Genomic DNA, 17,672 nt, shown 5'->3' with positions numbered 1-17,672 from the left:
TTTTATGGAAAAAGCGACGCATTTACGTTGTCAAAATAATCGAAGCTGGCTTACTAATTTATATAAAAAAATAGTATTTAAAGCCTTTTCATCGATTCAAACAGGGCAAATAACGTTAGTTGATAATAACGAACGCAGTACTTTTGGCGATTTATCGTCAGCTGCAAAAGTAACGATTACTGTTAATAATAAAGCAATGTACAAAGCATTTTGTTTGTCGGGTAGTGTGGGCGCAGGCGAGTCTTATATTTTAGGACAATGGTCTTGCGATAACTTAACTCAGCTGATCGAAATATTTGCAATTAATCAAAATCAATTAGATGCTTTTGAAAAAAAGTTTTCTTTTTTCAGTAATATTGTCAATCGCTTAAATCACTTAAAAAACAAAAACTCAGAATCGGGTTCGAAAAAAAATATTATTGCTCATTATGATTTAGGGAATGATTTATACGAATCGTTTTTAAGCAAAGAAATGCTCTATTCGTGTGCAGTCTATCCCGAAAAAGAAGCAACCTTAGAGCAAGCTCAACAATATAAGTTACAACGAATTTGTGAACAAGTTGAACTACAAAAAGGCGACTCGGTAATAGAGATAGGCACCGGATGGGGGGCATTCGCAATTTATGCAGCTACTCATTACGACTGCTATGTTACTACCACGACTATATCTGATGAACAGCACGACTATGTTGAACAAAAAGTGAAGCAACTTGGGCTTGAACATAAAATAACTTTGCTTAAATTAGACTACCGCTCACTTAAAGGGCAATACGATAAACTGGTTTCAATTGAGATGATTGAAGCGGTAGGGCACGATTACCTACCAAGCTTTTTTACTCAATGTAGTGCGTTATTAAAAGATGATGGCGCTATGCTTATTCAGGCGATTACTATTGGCGATCAGCGTTATAAACATTATTTAAAAAACTCAGATTTTATTCAGCAATATATTTTTCCTGGTGGTTGTTTGCCATCGTTAAATGAAATGAGTGAACAAATTAAAAATAATACCGATATGGTTATTCATACCGTAAACGATATTGGTGCCCATTATGCACGTACACTTGCCGATTGGCGTACGCGCTTTATACAAAGCTGGCCAGACTTAGACAGCTCTAAATTTGATGAGCGCTTTTATCGTTTGTGGTTATTTTACTTTGCTTACTGCGAAGGTGCATTTAGAGCACGTGCAACTAGTACCGTGCATTTAATGGCGCGTAAACAACGTTTTATCAGTACTGATGATGAAATTGCACTCGGTTATTAATTTTGTGTTATTTCAAGCAGTGTGGTTTTTATCCTTACTGCTTGAATCAAGCTCTGTTGTGTTTAGTAGCGCTATTATTGCGTTGATGTTTTATTTATCAAAACAAAAGAAGCACGACGCATTACTGGTTTTAGTGGCTTTGCCCTTGGCTTTATTGAGCGAGTTTATTGCCGTTAAAAGTGGCTTATTAGAGTTTAAAGTATCCCCATTTCCTGTTTGGCTTGCCTTATTGTGGTTTGCATTACTGCTTAGCATAAACACCTCAATGCGCTTTTTAATCTCACTAAAACTTTGGCAAGTATTTATTATTTGCCTTGTGTTTTCCCCTGCAAGTTACTGGGCCGGCGCGCGCTTTGAAGTGCTAAATTTAGGCCTGCCACTATTGGAGTTTTGGCTGGTATACGGTGCTCTTTGGGCTGCTGTATTTACTTTAATTATTTTAGCTAATTTAAAACTTAAATTACTTATTACTCGCTGATCCTCGCCCTTGCCGCTCCCGTATGATTATTCACTTACCTGAAGGGATTTACCATGAACGCTATATTTAAAGTACTGTGTATTTGTTTACTCACAACGAGTTGTGTTGCTGCGGCAAACATTAGCTTAACGAAAGTAGGGGATGCGCGGATGGAGTATTTATTTTGGGACGTATACGACGCTACATTATTTACTACAACAGGAGAGTATAAGCTAGGCGATAATCCGATTAAATTTAAGCTGACTTATTTGCGTGACTTTGCTGCTAAAGACATAGTAAAAGCGACCAACGAGCAGTGGCAACATTTAGGTAAAAAACAGCTAACAACGCAATATAGCGATAAATTATTAGCGATGTGGCCAAATATAAAAAAAGGCGAGTCGTTAACGCTCGTAACAGACAAGCAAGGGCTTAGTGTTTTTTATCATAATGATAAACACATTGGTGAAATTAATGAGCCTGGCTTTGCCGCTGACTTTTTGGCGATTTGGCTGAGCGAAAACACCTCTGAGCCCGCACTTAGAAAGCAATTATTAGGAAATTAATATGACGATTTTAAATTATGCAAAAGTAACCTTTGCCGCTATATGTGCGCTGTTATTGGTAAGTTGCTCTGCCCCCAATGTCGAACATTACAATAACACCTCTCCAGAATTTGACTTTAAAACGTTTTTTAGCGGAAATTTAAAAGCCTATGGCGTTGTACAAGACTATAAAGGTGAATTAACCCGCAAGCTCGTGGTTGACATGCATGCAAGCTGGGAGGGCAACCAAGGCGTTATAGAAGAAGATTTTATTTATGATGATGGTGAAACTCAAAAACGTATTTGGAAAGTAACACTCAATGATGACAAGAGTTTAACCGGCACTGCAGATGATGTTTTAGGCACAGCTAAAGGGAAAAGTGATGGCAGTGTATTTCATTGGAATTATGATGTTGATCTGCCGTACGATGGCAGCACTTTAACGGTAAACTTTGATGATTGGATGTACTTGGTAACACAAACTCGCTTGATAAACCGTACGTCTATTGTTAAGTTTGGTATCGAAGTTGGGGAAGTTACCTTGGTTATCGAAAAAATATAGCTTATGACTTTGTGGCTTAACTTGCGTTAAAATTGCACTTAAATTAAGTCTTTGTTAACTCAACACGCTGTATTTTACCGATAATTATTTTAATTTTACGCATTTTATAAGATTTTAAGCAAAAAATGCAATTTGCTGTTGCTAACTCTTCAAAAATGCATAAAGATAGGTTTTGCGAAGGCAAAATAATAACGAATAGGAATCAAATAATGAATAAAGCTCAATTAGTTGAAAAAATTGCTACTGATGCAGAAATCTCTAAAGCCGCTGCTACACGCGCTCTTGACGCGTTTACTGGCGCTGTAACTTCTTCTTTAAAAGAAGGTGATTCAGTAGCGTTAGTTGGTTTTGGTACTTTTTCAGTTAAAGAACGTGCAGCCCGTACTGGCCGTAACCCACAAACGGGTGCTGAGATCCAAATCGCAGCGGCAACTATCCCAAGCTTTAAAGCAGGTAAAGGTCTTAAAGATCAAGTAAACCTTTAATTGTAGGTTTATCTAATTAAATGAAAAGAGGGCCTTTTAGCCCTTTTTTTATGCCTAAAATATTTGCCAACCTTGTTAACATTATAATTACATTTAATAATTGTAATAAAGTTAATCCACCTTTATTAAGGTGGATTAACTTTTTAGTTATTTATTTGGCTTTTAGGGCTTTATCGCCACGGCCAATGCCAACTGCCCCAGAGCGCACTACCTCAATAATGTCGGTTTCGTGGCGTAGCGTATCTAAAAATGATTCAATTTTATCTGTGCTACTCACTAACTGTAGGCTATAACTTAGCCGGCCCATATCTAAAATAGTCCCTTGGAATACATCTGCTACGCGGGTAACCGCTGCGCGTGTTGTTTCGTCTTGGGCAAATACTTTAACCAATAATAGTTCACGCTCAATATGACTCATTTCGGTTAAATCAATAATTTTTAGTACATCAACAAGTTTGTTTACCTGTTTGGTAATTTGCTCTACTACACGGTCATCACCCATAGTGGTAATAGTAATGCGCGATAAAGACTGATCATCCGTTGTGCCAACTGTTAGGCTGTCGATGTTATAAGCACGCTGCGAAAATAATCCTACAATACGCGACAGTGCTCCTGGTTCGTTTTCTAATAATATAGATAAAATACGACGCATTATGCTTTTACTCCTTTACGTAGCCACATCTCATCAATGCCACCAAACTTAATTTGCATTGGGTATACATGTTCTTTTTCGTCTACAAGAATGTCTAAAAATACTAAACGATCGTTAATCGACATGGCTTTGTCGATAGCCGGTTGTAACTCATCTAGGGTGTTTACTTTAATACCTACATGGCCGTAGCTTTCTACTAATTTAACAAAATCAGGCAAAGACTCCATGTAAGATGATGAATGACGCCCGCCATACACCATATCTTGCCATTGGCGTACCATGCCTAAAGAGCGGTTATTTAATGACACGACTTTTACCGCTAAGTTATATTGTAAACACGTAGCTAGCTCTTGAATATTCATTTGAATAGAGCCGTCGCCAGTAATACATACAGATTCTTTATCCGGAAAAGCAAGTTTTACACCCATGGCTGCAGGTAAGCCAAAGCCCATAGTGCCAAGGCCGCCTGAGTTGATCCACTGACGCGGATGTTTAAACGGGTAATACTGGGCTGCAAACATTTGATGTTGGCCAACATCAGAGCTTACATAAGCGTCGCCATTGGTGGCTTTATAAACTGCTTCAATAACGGCTTGCGGTTTAATTGCATCACCATCGGTGTTATAGCTTAAGCACTTTTGTTCGCGCCAGCTGATAATTTGACGCCACCAATCTTCTTGGGCGCTGCGATCAATTTGAATAGGGCTCTTATCAATACCAGCTTGTAGCTGCTCTAGTACGGTTGCAAGACAGCCAACTACCGGAATGTGAGCTTTAATTGTTTTAGAAATAGACGTTGGATCAACATCTACATGCACTATAGTGGCGTTGGGACAAAATTTTTGCACATTATTGGTGACCCGATCATCAAAGCGCGCCCCTAATGCTAATATTACATCGGCATTAGCCATGGCTTTATTAGCTTCAAGGGTGCCATGCATACCTAGCATGCCTACAAAGTTTGGATGCACGCCTGAAATGCCACCTAGCCCCATAAGGGTATTGGTAATTGGCGCATTTAGTGACTCTACCAAGTGAGTTAATTGCTCAGAAGTGTTTGAAATTACAATTCCGCCGCCAGAGTACACTACCAGTTTTTTTGCTTCTAGTATGGCGGTAACGGCTTTGCGTATTTGTTTTGAGTGGCCTTTAGTGTTTGGGTTGTAAGTTCTTAAATCGGTAGATTTAGGAAATTCATAATCAAACTTTATCTCAGGGTTTAGCATGTCTTTTGGCAGCTCTACTACCACTGGGCCTGGGCGGCCTGTGCTGGCAATATAAAAAGCTTTAGCTAAAATAGTTGGGATATCTTTTGCGCTTCTGCAGTTAAAACTGTGCTTTACTATAGGGCGCGAGCAACCAACGATATCAGTTTCTTGAAAAGCATCATCACCAATCAAGTTGGTAGGTACTTGCCCTGATAGCACGACCATTGGAATGGAGTCCATATAGGCTGTAGCAATGCCGGTAATACAGTTTGTAGCACCAGGGCCTGATGTTGCCAGTACTACGCCTACATCGCCAGTAGCACGCGCATAACCATCGGCCATATGTGTGGCGGCTTGCTCATGACGAACTAAAATATGTTCAATGTCGTCTTGCTGAAAAAGTGCATCGTATAAATCTAATACTGACCCCCCGGGGTAGCCAAATATGTATTTAACCTTTAATTCTTTTAATGCCTGAACAACTAGTTCAGAACCATTATATTGTTGTTTGCTCATCCTCATTCCTCTGCCGTTATTTTTATGCATAAAAAAACCCCCGCATGGGGCGGGGGTTTTTAAAAAGCAGTATCACCTTTCAATACATCCCCGCTGGGCTTATAACTAAGACCAGTACGAGTACGATTAATAGGCGAATTGTAGTATTCATAATTAATTACTCTATTACAAAGCGTTAATACTGCTTTAAACTAAAATTGTGTATGTGGTTATTTTTAAGGGTTTTGAGGGAGTATGTCAACCGCGAAATGGCTTTTTTGCATTATTTCTTCTCCTCATGCTATTTTTGTGCTGGAATTAGTTGTTTTTTGAAGTTTGAAAGTGGATAAAAGGAGGTTTTATGCAGTTTTATAAGTTGGAATATTAAAAAGCCAGCAATTGCTGGCTTTTTATATCAGTACGCTTACAAGTACTTATGTATGTACTTTATACTTTATATTACAAACGGTCGATAACAGCTTGAGTAAAGTCTGTTGTACCGTGGCTGCCGCCTAAATCGCGAGTAGTACGATCGCCTGACTTAATCACATCAGCAACTGCACTTCTAATGCGCTCTGCGGTGTCGCCCATGTTTAAATGCTCAAGCATTTGAATAGACGCTAAAATTACAGAAGTAGGGTTAGCTAGGTTTTTACCTGCAATATCAGGCGCACTGCCGTGTACTGCTTCAAAAATTGCAGTATCTTCGCCAATGTTAGCACCTGGTGCCATGCCTAAGCCGCCAACTAAACCAGCACATAGGTCTGATAAAATATCACCAAATAAGTTTGTGGTTACTATTACGTCAAACTCTTCTGGCGTCATTACTAGTTTCATACAGGTTGCATCAACAATCATTTCGGTTGATTCAATTTCTGGGAAACGCTCAGCAACTTCACGCGCTACTTTTAAAAATAGGCCTGATGTAGATTTTAAAATATTTGCTTTATGTACCGCTGTTACTTTTTTACGGCCTTCACGTACTGCTAGCTCGTAAGCAAACGTTACGATTTTTTCTGCGCCTTCGCGAGTAATAACAGATTTTGCTTCTGCTTCGTTACCATCTTCACTTACAATTTGACCAGCGCCAGAGTACATACCTTGGGTGTTTTCACGAATAGTGATGATATCAATATCATCATAACGTGCTTTTGTGCCTACAAACGATTTAACAGGACGTACGTTTGCGTACAAACCAAATTGCTTACGTAGTGTTACGTTTATAGAAGTAAAGCCTTCACCAACTGGCGTTGTTAAAGGACCTTTTAAGGTGATTTTGTTTTTAGCGATAGTATCGATTGTGTCTTGCGGAAGTAACTCACCTGTTTTTTCAAGTGCAGCTAGGCCAGCATCAACAAATTCATAATCAAAATCGCATCCTGCGGCTTTTAGTATTTCAAGTGCTGAGTCGATAATGCTAGGGCCGATGCCGTCGCCTTTGATCACTGTTATGGTTTGTTTGGCCATTAACTTATCCTTTAAAGAGTTTGATTTGCACATAAATTGTGGCTCCGAGGGAGCAACTGCTTGTTAGAAAATTTATGTGAACGAGCTTGAGAATTCAAGGGCGCATTTATACCAATTATTAAGTCATTTTGCCAGTTTATACTATTAATACTGGGTATAACCGCTGTTTATAGTTAAAATAAGTAGCTTAAATACTATCAAACAAAGCTAATGTTTGAAGTTTGTCATAAAAATCGGCTTGATTGTCCCAGCCCTGGGCTATTAATTGCTGCTTAAGTGTTTGCTGTTGCCAAGGTGTTAATGCTGTTTTTGGCTTAAACACGCTTTGCGCCACGACTTTAAATGCTACCCATAACTTACTTTGCTCAGTGAGTTCGTTTTTAGCTACTTGTTCGGCATCTAATAATGCAAAGGTCCATGGGTTATCACTTAAAAGCGCTGATAACTGCTGATTTAAATGCTTACTATCCATGTTTTCTATACCAAAAAATGCGCACATAGGTGTATCGGATGATTTATTGGGGGCGTGCGCTATAGACGTCTTTCTTGAAAGTTGCGTACTACAATGTATTAATAAGTAATGCGCGTAAGCATATAAAGGCAAACAAATATGCTCAAACTGATATTGCTTATTGTTATAGACCAATAGCCTCATTATATCGACCATACATTTGAGTCGATTAACTAAAAAAGCATGTAAAGGATGCGGAATAGCAAAAACTAGTTGCTCAAACACCACGCGCTGTATAATAGCTGGGGCATTATTGTAGCCAACCATAGACAAACTATGCGTTAAATTTTTAGCGGCTTGATGCTCTTTGTTATACGGTTTAACTGCTTGGCATAAGCTTTTAATAACATTAGGGTGTGGGGCTAATAAAGTATTTATATTGTTAAAGCTATACTCTTGTTGCAGTTTAATAAGCCCAATTAGATCATATAATGTGTTTTGGGTACTGGGAGTTGCGGCTTTTATATTTACATATTCAGTATCCCACACTTTATAAAGTATACGTTTATCAGCGCATAGCCATTGTACTGCGTTATCGTTAAGCGTTGCTTTTACCCTGTACCAAACTATTTTGTTCTTTAAGCTTTTAATAAGTATGTGGCGCTGCTCGGCGTCGGTTGCTAAATAAATCATTGCTTGTTCGGCATATAAAACTCGGCTCCCGGGGAGCAAAGGGCCAATATGCGCAATTAATGATTTTAAGAGTCGCTGAGCAAATAAATTTGGGGTTCGCAAATATAAGTCTGCTATCGCTTTATAAAAATTTATTTGCTGATTTGCTGCATTACACGTGAGGTTAACTGCCAAAATATTAGCTAACGCCACAATTATTGTGCCGCCATCGTATAACATTATTTTAGGGGTGCTAACTAAAGCGTGTTTATATTTACTCAGTTTAGCTAATACTTGAGTAATACTATGGGCAGGTTGCTTTGCGGTTAGTAATACGCGCGCTGCAAGTTTGTGGCGTAATTGCCATATTTGGCTTTCGGTACTGGTAAACGCTATTTGTTTGGACAGTTTATTAAGTTGAGCGCCTACGCACAAGTGCTCAATTAATGACGCACTAATATACAGCTCACTTAGTTCGTCATCGTAATTTTGGCTTACGCACAGTGCGGTTGTTAAAATACATTGGTTAATTACAAGGTTGGTAGCAAAGTCGTACTGAGTTTTATAAAGCATAAGTTGCGCTTGTAGAGCACTCGGATTTTGCTTATAAAGGGTTCGGTATTGCTCTGCAACTTTGCACACTAGCGGATAAAAGGTAGGCCATTGTTTTTTATTATTGTATGAAGCTAAAAATAGCTGCGTATGCTCAAGCAACCTTTTTAGCTTTATTGATACAGGCTCATCCATTATGCCGTTTCCCTAACCTGGTTTTAGATATTGATCGTAAGCACTGGGACCCCATAAAATGAGCTGCCCGTTTTTAAATAATAACCCGGTACATTCATCTATAGTAGTAATGCCGTCAGATGTTTTATGCTGGGTACGATAAAAAACAATTTGCCATACTTGCTCCTCATCACGCTTAGCAAAGGTAAGATCTGGGCTACCTAAATATTCGAGTACACTATTGAGGGTTGCAGTGTCTTCTATTTTTAGCTTTTCGATATAGCGTTTATTATAGGCTTCTCTGTCTTGCCAAATCATAGCTTGTGGATCATCTTTATAAAAAACGATCACTAACGTGGCTATTAGCGCATACAGCCCTAAACCTAAAATTAAATATCTAAAAAACTTTTTGAACATTACTTACTCTACTAACCATCACTGCTAATAGTATACGTATTGTCGTACGGCAGTGCTATTAACTTGCGACTAATTAAGCCTTAACTGCTTTAAACTAAAGCCTAAGTTTATATCGGTGCGTAAACTAACCAGTTGCTTTGAAATAACATACATATCCATATTCTCAGTTAGCTTTTTACGTAAGCTGGCACTAAGAGCATCGTCATTGAGTGCATCCTCGACAGAGCTATAGTTATTAACAAGTAGCTGTGCCGATTTAGTGCCTATGCCTTTTACGCCCGGAATATCATTGGTTTTATCGCCAGCAAATGCCCAAAAATCTACTAGTTTTTTTTGCTCAACGCCAAAGCGTTGCTTAATACTATCTTGATCTAAATAATGTTTTTTAAAATAATCATACACAGCTATATGCTCATTTAAAAAAGGTAAAAAGCCTTTATCAGTTGAGACAATCACACTGCTGATGTTGTTATGTGATGCCTTATTTGCGAGAGTTGCAATAATATCATCAGCTTCATCGTTTATTGGTTCAAACACTACAATACCGGTTTCTTCAATGGCGGCTTTAAATTGCACTAATGCATCTTTAAGTATTTGTGGCATAGGAGCACGGGAGTGTTTGTAATCTTTATAAAAATGATAGCGCCAACTTTTATCGCCATCAAATACGGCAATGGCATGGGTTGCTTTAGTGCTGCTTAAAAGTTTTGAGCAGGCATGCGCTACACGTGCGCAGCTTGCTTTAAGCATTTGCTCGTCACTGTGATGTTTTTGATTCGCGTCTACCGCGTAAATGCGCCTAATTAAATTAAGCGCATCAATAAGTAATAAATGGGGTTTCAATACAGAACTCACGCCTTGATTGTGTAGCAGGGGACATATTTACTGCCGGGTAGTTTCATTCTTCCCTCGTCAACATAAGCTTGTAATAACTTATCCATTGCTTTCATTAAACTAGGCTCGCCACTTAGAATATAAGGCCCATGTTGTTTAATTGCTTTTACGCCTTCTTCTTTAACATTACCGGCAACAATGCCCGAAAATGCGCGGCGTAAATTTGCAGCTAATAACTGTTTTGGTTGTTCTAGGTGCAAGTCTAGGTTCGCCATTTGTTCATGTGATGGTATAAACGGCTGTTGAAAGTCATTTTCTATTTTTAATGTCCAGTTAAAATAGTATGCATCGCCTTGGCTTTTACGATAGTCGCGAACATTAGCCATGGTCGACTTTAATTTTTGCGCTACTAATTGTGGGTTATCTATAATAACTTCAAATTTGCTGAGTGCTTCTACACCCAGTGTCATTTCAATAAAGTGGCACAGCTCTTTAAAGTAGGCTTCACTTTGTTTGGGTCCTGTTAAAATAACCGGTAGGCACTGCTTGTCATTTTCTGGGTGTAATAATATCCCTAATAAATAAAGAAACTCTTCAGCAGTACCAGCGCCACCAGGAAAAATAATGATAGCGTGAGCTGTGCGTATAAAGGCTTCTAAACGTTTTTCTATGTCGGGTAAAATGACTAATTCATTTACAATTGGGTTAGGCGGCTCTGCTGCAATAATGCTGGGCTCGGTTAATCCTAAATAACGATTGTTTTTAATGCGCTGCTTAGCGTGGCCAATAGTAGCGCCTTTCATTGGGCCTTTCATAGCGCCAGGGCCACAGCCGGTACAAATGTTTAAGCCGCGCAGGCCCAGCTCATAGCCTACTTGTTTGGTATATTTATACTCAACTTCACTAATAGAATGCCCACCCCAACATACAACCATGCTTGGTTCGCTGTTTACTTTTAGTGCATCGGCATTTCTGAGCATATCAAAAACCATGTGGGTAATGGCTTTTTGTTCTTTAAGATCTTTTTCGTATTTTTGACATATAAATAAAATATCGCGGATCACAGAAAATATATGTTCGTGAATACCGGTAATAATTTCACCATCAACAAATGCGGTATCAGGTGCGTTAATTAGTTCTATTTTTATGCCGCGCTCACGGCTAACTAAACGAATATCAAAGTCTTGGTATTTATCGTAGATGTCGCTACTTTCATCTGTATGGCTGCCTACGTTGAGGACGGCAAGCGCGCAGTTTCTAAATAATCGATAGCGTTCACTAGCGGAAGATTGCTCTAATAAATCAACTTCTAATTGCGACAGTAAATCTAAAACCCCAGTTGGGTTTAACTGTATTAACATCGGCATTCTCCTTGCTGCTTAATACCAATTGGGTGCAAGTGTTGATTGTTCTAGCAGGTTAAACTCATTAAGGGCACTTGAACTTATATAAGTAATATATAAGGCGCCGTACTTTTTTAGAGCGGTTGCTATAATTAACGACTCATTTAATACAATTGGCATAAAATGTAAAAAACTAGCTAGTTATAAAACTCAAAAAAAATTGAGCTAAATAACATTATTTACGTATACACAGACGATCCCGACCTGCGTTTTTGGCTTCATATAAAGCATCGTCTGCTCTATCAAATGCCTTTAATAATGTGTCACCTTGTTTAAACTGAGTTGCACCAAGTGACACTGTAATTTCTATTTGCTTATCTTTAAACTTAAACGGGATCTTTTTTATATTCTTTTTAAGTTTTTCGAGTTGGGGAATGGCATGCTCTAAAGAGGTGCCTGGCATTAAGAGTACAAATTCTTCGCCGCCATAACGCGCTATAAAGTCTGTTTTTTCTATCGATTTTTGCAAGGCTTTAGCAATAACTTGTAGCGTAATATCTCCAGCCGTATGACCAAACCTGTCGTTTATTGACTTAAAATAATCTACGTCTATTACCGCTAGAGTAACATCGGATGCTTGCACATTAAATAAGTGCATTTCGTGATTATACCGCTCATCGAAGGCGGCCCGGTTTGGCAGTTTGGTTAGGCTATCGAGCAGGCTTTGAAAACGTTGATCGTTAAGGCGCTTTTTATATTTAGTGAGTTTATTTTCTAAGCTGCCAATACGATTATTTATTTTATCAAAGCTGGTTATAAGTACTTTGCGATCTTTGCGTTCAAGTTCTTCTTTGGCAATAAAATCTTCACCGAGGGACTTTAGTTCATGATCAACCAATTTTCTTAACGATGAAATTGAGGTGGTACTCTTGGTTTGCTCATTAAGATTATTAATTTTAGTTTTAATACGTTTATTTAATGCGTCAAACTCAATCCCCATAGATTCGGAATGTTTACTGGTCGAAAAAATCGAATGGTGTAACTCTTCTAAGGTTTTATTTAAAGACACTAAAAAACTTTGCGCAGATTGGCGCTCGTTATTAATATTTTTTACAATAATACTAATAATTTCAATTGCGGCAGCGAGTAAGTCATCTACTGTATTACTTTGTAAAATGGCAGTTCTTATTGATTGAATTTGCTCTGCAGCTTCATCTTCAAGTACCAGCTGGTGGGCAAGTTCTAATAACTTTTTAGCAATTACTGGAGTGTCGGTATGTTGCTCTGCGGGTATTGCATTAAATTTAGTCTGTAACGCTTGGTTATAAATAGTAATTAATTGATTTAATAGCGGTATAAAACCATGGGTTGACTGAACGTTATTAAGCTCATTATCTAACAAGTTACGCAGCGCTCTGCGTGTGTCGTCAGGTAAGCCATTGGTTTTTTGTAATTGCTTGCCAGCATTTTTTACACTTGTGCGTAAATCTCGCTGATGGGCGAGTTGAGTGGCTTCTTGGCTTTTTAAAAGTACTAAAATATCATTAATTAACGGCGATAAGTGCTCAAAGCTAACCCCTTTATTAAGCGCGCTTCTAAATTTAGCTAGACGATTATCTAATTCAATATCAAGACCCTTACAGCTTAAAGACAATTTAGCTGCAAAATTTGACAGAGTGTCTACTTGAGTTTTCCTTGCGCTCTCAATTACTATTCGTTGCTCAATAGCTTGTTTGAGTTTTTTGTCCATAGAATTAGATTTATCAGGCACCTAAACATACCGCCATTGTGTTAATTAGTATCAGTTAAGTTTACAACAAATTTATATTAAGTGTAGTTATCTCATTAAAAACTTTGCATTTTAATAAGATATTGTCAATAAACGTATCTAAAAGTCTATTTATCGCTTTTAATTCACTTTTAAATAGCGCCTTGTTAGTCTTCTTTACACACTAAGTTATCTTTATGAGCCATTATGAAAAAGCTATTAGCGCTGTCTATTTTAGCCGCATGTTCTGCCCCTACGTTTGCTGATGTAAATTATTCATTAAACATTTCTCAGCCACAGCACCACTTAGGTAATGTTACGGTAGAGTTTCCCAAAACGGCACAAGCGCATTTAGACATTAAATTACCTGCATGGCGCACTGGGCGTTACGAAATATTAAATTTAGCCAATGGGGTGCGTTACTTTGATGCAAAAGACAGTACGGGTAACCCCCTAAAGTGGGAAAAAATTGATCACAGCACCTGGCGTGTACATTTAAATAAGCCAACTAAAGTTAACTTAGCATATCAAGTATACGCAAATGAGCTTGGCAAACGTGCGCGCCATATTGATGACAGCCATGCATTTATTGATGCATCAGGCTTTTTTATGTTTAGTGACTCATTTCGCCAAGAACCCGTTACGATTAATTTAGAGGTGCCTAAACAGTGGCGCTCTGTTTCTGGAATGAAAAATAACAAAGGTAAAAATACATTTAAGGCGGCAGATTATGACGTACTTGTAGATTCACCAATCGAGACAGGTATTAACCAATTACACACCTTTAAAGTTGATGGCCGTGAATACGATTTAGTTATATGGGGCGATGGTAATTATGATGTAGAGCTCATGCTAACGGATCTAAAAAAGTTAGTGGCTACTGGCAATGTTATTTGGGATGGCTACCCGTATGAACGTTATGTATTTATGGTGCATGCAACATCGGGAGCGGGTGGTGCTACTGAGCATTTAAATTCGACTATAATTCAGCGTCCGCGAGACCGATTTGCTAAACGCGAAGATTACTTAGCCTTTATAAGCACTGCGGCGCATGAATTTATTCATACTTGGAACGTTAAAGCATACCGCCCAGCGGGCCTTACACCTTACGATTACACCAATATGAATTACTCTAAATTACTTTGGATAGCAGAGGGCTCAACCAGCTATTTCGAAGATCATTTATTAGTGCGTTCAGGCATTCAAAGCACTGATGAGTTTTTTAACCTACTGAGTAAAACAATTAATCGTCATTTACAAACACCTGGTCGCGAAGTACAAAGCGCCAGCGAAACCAGCTTTGATAAGTGGATAAACCAAGGCGGGGACCACGCGCGTAATTACTCTACTAACATTTATTCAGAAGGCTCATTGTTATCACTTGCTTTAGATATTGATTTACTAGAAAAAAGCCAAGGTAAAATAAGTTATCGCGATGTACACAAGGCACTTTATAAGCAACATAAATTACCTGCAGGTTTTACTTCTTTAGATGTACTCAATATTTTAAAAGACCTAACCGGGCGTGATTACAACACTTGGTGGCAAACTATTGTCGACTCGCCAGCTTCACTAAATTTTGACGAGTTACTCAATAAAGTAGGTTTAACATTTGAGCGTCCAGAAAAAGCGAAAGCCTTAGCTAGTATAGATGCTGTGGCAAAAAATACCGGCCAACTCCTTACGCTTTCGCATGTTAAACGCGGTGGCAGTGCATGGCAGGCAGGCTTAACAACAGATGATAAAATTGTTGCTATTAATAAGCATCACGTTGGTAAGGATTTAACCAGCAGCCTAGAAATGTATAAAGCAGGGGATAAAATTACAATTGATTATATTCGCCGCGATGCACTTGCTAGCACCAGTTTAGTTTTATCAGAAGATTTTGATAAACCTAAAAAGGTGATTGCTAATAAGCAAGCATCGAGTGAACAAAAGGCGTTGTTTAAAGCATGGATAGGTGTTGAGCATCCTAATAACGCTAAAAAAGATTAACATTAATGAGTTAAAAATTAATAACTAAAAGGAGCAACGGCTCCTTTTTATTTTTACACTCTTATATTGCCGCATTACCTAAAAGCATTTATTCGCTCCTTTAAGTGTTAATTTAATTATTTCGTTCTATTATTAACATTAAGTATTGTTTAGTAATTAATCAGAATGAAATCTAAAAATAATATACATACTTTAGCTCATCAATATGTTGTTAATGACCCATTACATCAATTATTTGATGCTGTGAATGCTATTTCTGTACAGGGGTATGATGAACAACGCCGTGTTATTTATTGGAATAAAGGCAGCGAAGTGCTTTATGGTTATACGAATGTTGAAGCAACAGGTAAAAAGCTTGAAGATTTAATTATACCAAGTGATTTACGAGAGGCCGTGGTTGCTGGCCACGGAAATTGGATTAATAATGGCATAGAAATTCCTGCAGCAGAGCTAACTCTTCGTGATAAAAATAATAATGATGTTTCGGTGTTTTCAAGCCATGTAATGTTTATAAATCAATATGGCATTAAACAAATGTATTGTATTGATATTGATTTAACCGATGTTAAACAGGCGCAAGAACAGGCTATGTTCAGAGAGAAAATGTTGGAAACAATATTTGAGGCTATTCCTGATCTATTTTTTGTAATGCAAGAAGATGGCAAAATCCTTGATTATCAAGCCAGTAGCAGTAGTAGCAGTAATCTTTATGCTTTACCTCAGCAATTTATTGGTAGCAGTATGTTTGATTTATTACCAGACGATGTTAGCAGTAAGTTTAGAAAAAATATTTCCCAAGCCTTAAGCCAAAAACAGATGGTGAGCTTTCAATATGAACTAACCATGCCATTGGGAGTTGTGTACTTTGAGGCAAGAATTACCCATGTTTCTCAATATCAGCAAGTTATGGTTATTATTCGAGATATTACCGAGCAGCACAAGGCAGAAGAGCTGATCCGTAAACAAGCTTATTATGATAATTTAACCTCATTACCTAACCGCTTTTTAGCACTTGACCGACTATCGCATATGCTTTTTGAAGCACAAAGAAACAAGGGGCATGTGGCTGTACTTTTTATTGATTTAGATAACTTTAAAAAAGTAAATGACTCGTTTGGCCATGAACTAGGCGATAAGCTACTGGTTAAATCAGCTGCAAGATTACAGCAAGTCATTCGCAAAGAAGACACCATAGGGCGTTTAGGAGGAGATGAATTTATTGTACTATTGCGGGGTATTAATAGTCATTATAACGCAATAGGTATTGCAGAAAAGCTACTGAAAAGTTTTACCTCGCCATTTAAAATTGAAGGGAGAGAACTTGTACTCACTATGAGTATTGGGGTTGCTATGTACCCCGAAAATGGCGATACAGCGTCTGATCTTTTACGCAATGCAGATACGGCAATGTATCAAGCAAAAGCCTTGGGACGTAACAGTTACTCGTTTTTTACTCCACAAATGAATGTAGTAATTCAGCGCCGCCTTGCGATAGAGGAGCAGATGCAAGGTGCGTTACAGCGTAATGAATTTGAACTATATTACCAACCGCAGTTAGATGTTAAAAATAAACATGTTACCGGCGCGGAAGCTTTGCTACGTTGGTATAACCCAGTGCTGGGGAATATACCGCCCGATGAATTTATTCCAATAGCCGAGCATAATGGGTTGATTATCCCCATTGGGAAGTTTGTTATTAAGCAAGCCTTACAGCTTTTAAAAAAATGGCAAAATAAGCAGCTAAATAAAGGGCAACACCATAAATATACTATGGCTGTTAATTTATCCCCAAGTCAATTTAGAGACACAGCGCTAATTAGTTTTATAAAAGACACTCTTAGCGAGCTAGATGTAAAGGCTAAATATTTAGAGTTAGAAATTACCGAAGGGGTGTTAATGAATGCTAAATTGAATATAAACGACACTTTGCAAGAAATAACTAAATTGGGCATAAAGCTATCAATGGATGACTTTGGTACTGGGTATTCATCATTAAGCTATTTAAGGCAGTACCCTTTTAATGTTTTAAAAATAGATCGCATGTTTATTAATGGCATTACATCCAAAAAAGAAGACTGTAATTTAGTCAAAGCAACTATAGCCATGTCGCATAGCTTAGGGTTAACCGTGGTTGCAGAGGGAGTGGAAACGAAAGAGCAGCTTGTTTTACTTGGTGAGTTAAATTGCGACTTTGTACAAGGTTACTATTTTAGTAAGCCATTACCTGAGAAGTTGTTATTGGATTTTTCACCAAGGTTTTTATAAATAATCACATATTATATAAAGTAGTTATAAGTAAATACAAAATATAGCTGCCTCAGTTTGCTA

The 17,672-nt window shown here is 38.0% G+C and carries 15 protein-coding genes; 7 read left to right on the top strand and 8 right to left on the bottom strand.

Annotation, left to right across the window (positions count from 1 at the left end; all coding sequences use genetic code 11):
* Positions 1–4: 4 nt before the first annotated feature.
* The 5 genes from HC000_RS02485 to HC000_RS02465 all read left to right on the top strand — a co-directional run bounded on the left by HC000_RS02485 (position 5) and on the right by HC000_RS02465 (position 3,316).
* Positions 5–1,267 (top strand): cyclopropane-fatty-acyl-phospholipid synthase family protein, encoded by a 1,263-nt coding sequence (locus HC000_RS02485; RefSeq protein ID WP_179806878.1) that lies wholly within the window; start codon positions 5–7, stop codon positions 1,265–1,267.
* A complete protein-coding gene (locus HC000_RS02480) occupies positions 1,245–1,745 on the top strand; it encodes a DUF2878 domain-containing protein (protein ID WP_011330084.1) in 501 nt (166 codons plus the stop codon). The genes HC000_RS02485 and HC000_RS02480 overlap by 23 nt, the downstream gene beginning before the upstream one ends.
* Positions 1,746–1,798: 53 nt before the next feature.
* Positions 1,799–2,290, top strand: coding sequence for a chalcone isomerase family protein (locus HC000_RS02475; protein WP_257025406.1), 492 nt, complete (start codon positions 1,799–1,801; stop codon positions 2,288–2,290).
* A gap of 1 nt (position 2,291) precedes the next feature.
* Entirely contained in the window at positions 2,292–2,831 is a 540-nt protein-coding gene (locus HC000_RS02470; RefSeq protein ID WP_179806877.1) for a DUF3833 domain-containing protein, read from the top strand.
* A 209-nt stretch (positions 2,832–3,040) separates the two neighbouring features.
* Positions 3,041–3,316, top strand: coding sequence for an HU family DNA-binding protein (locus tag HC000_RS02465; RefSeq protein WP_008166804.1), 276 nt, complete (start codon positions 3,041–3,043; stop codon positions 3,314–3,316).
* Between the two features lie 151 nt (positions 3,317–3,467).
* Here HC000_RS02465 and ilvN read toward each other — a convergent pair whose 3' ends face one another.
* The 8 genes from ilvN to HC000_RS02425 all read right to left on the bottom strand — a co-directional run bounded on the left by ilvN (position 3,468) and on the right by HC000_RS02425 (position 13,331).
* Complete coding sequence (gene ilvN / locus HC000_RS02460; protein WP_011330087.1) at positions 3,468–3,968, bottom strand: acetolactate synthase small subunit; 501 nt, start codon at positions 3,966–3,968, stop codon at positions 3,468–3,470.
* A complete protein-coding gene (locus tag HC000_RS02455; RefSeq protein WP_011330088.1) occupies positions 3,968–5,692 on the bottom strand; it encodes an acetolactate synthase 3 large subunit in 1,725 nt (574 codons plus the stop codon). Before HC000_RS02455 ends, ilvN begins: the two co-directional genes overlap by 1 nt.
* A gap of 438 nt (positions 5,693–6,130) precedes the next feature.
* Complete coding sequence (locus HC000_RS02450; protein WP_011330089.1) at positions 6,131–7,138, bottom strand: isocitrate dehydrogenase; 1,008 nt, start codon at positions 7,136–7,138, stop codon at positions 6,131–6,133.
* A gap of 187 nt (positions 7,139–7,325) precedes the next feature.
* Positions 7,326–9,008 carry a hypothetical protein gene (locus tag HC000_RS02445; RefSeq protein ID WP_179806876.1) on the bottom strand — a complete coding sequence of 561 codons (1,683 nt, stop codon included), beginning with the start codon at positions 9,006–9,008 and terminating at the stop codon, positions 7,326–7,328.
* 12 nt (positions 9,009–9,020) lie between these two features.
* Entirely contained in the window at positions 9,021–9,404 is a 384-nt protein-coding gene (locus HC000_RS02440) for a DUF3192 domain-containing protein (RefSeq protein ID WP_089369274.1), read from the bottom strand.
* A 69-nt stretch (positions 9,405–9,473) separates the two neighbouring features.
* A complete protein-coding gene (gene xni / locus HC000_RS02435) occupies positions 9,474–10,247 on the bottom strand; it encodes a flap endonuclease Xni (protein ID WP_179806875.1) in 774 nt (257 codons plus the stop codon).
* 8 nt (positions 10,248–10,255) lie between these two features.
* On the bottom strand, positions 10,256–11,599 hold the full coding sequence (ppnN, locus tag HC000_RS02430; RefSeq protein WP_179806874.1) for a nucleotide 5'-monophosphate nucleosidase PpnN: 1,344 nt from the start codon (positions 11,597–11,599) through the stop codon (positions 10,256–10,258).
* A 217-nt stretch (positions 11,600–11,816) separates the two neighbouring features.
* Positions 11,817–13,331, bottom strand: a complete 1,515-nt coding sequence (locus tag HC000_RS02425) for a GGDEF domain-containing protein (RefSeq protein WP_179806919.1) — start codon at positions 13,329–13,331, stop codon at positions 11,817–11,819.
* 225 nt (positions 13,332–13,556) lie between these two features.
* Here HC000_RS02425 and HC000_RS02420 point away from each other — a divergent pair, with 225 nt between their 5' ends.
* Together HC000_RS02420 and HC000_RS02415 are read left to right on the top strand one after the other, a co-directional pair.
* Positions 13,557–15,344, top strand: coding sequence for a PDZ domain-containing protein (locus tag HC000_RS02420; RefSeq protein WP_179806873.1), 1,788 nt, complete (start codon positions 13,557–13,559; stop codon positions 15,342–15,344).
* Positions 15,345–15,509: 165 nt separating this feature from the next.
* A complete protein-coding gene (locus HC000_RS02415) occupies positions 15,510–17,609 on the top strand; it encodes a bifunctional diguanylate cyclase/phosphodiesterase (RefSeq protein ID WP_179806872.1) in 2,100 nt (699 codons plus the stop codon).
* Positions 17,610–17,672 lie beyond the last annotated feature (63 nt).

The sequence above is a fragment of the Pseudoalteromonas sp. MIP2626 genome (assembly GCF_013414205.1).
Lineage (GTDB): Bacteria > Pseudomonadota > Gammaproteobacteria > Enterobacterales > Alteromonadaceae > Pseudoalteromonas > Pseudoalteromonas nigrifaciens.
The sequence above is the reverse complement of the archived record's forward strand: the minus strand, read 5'-3'. Positions and strand labels throughout refer to the sequence as shown.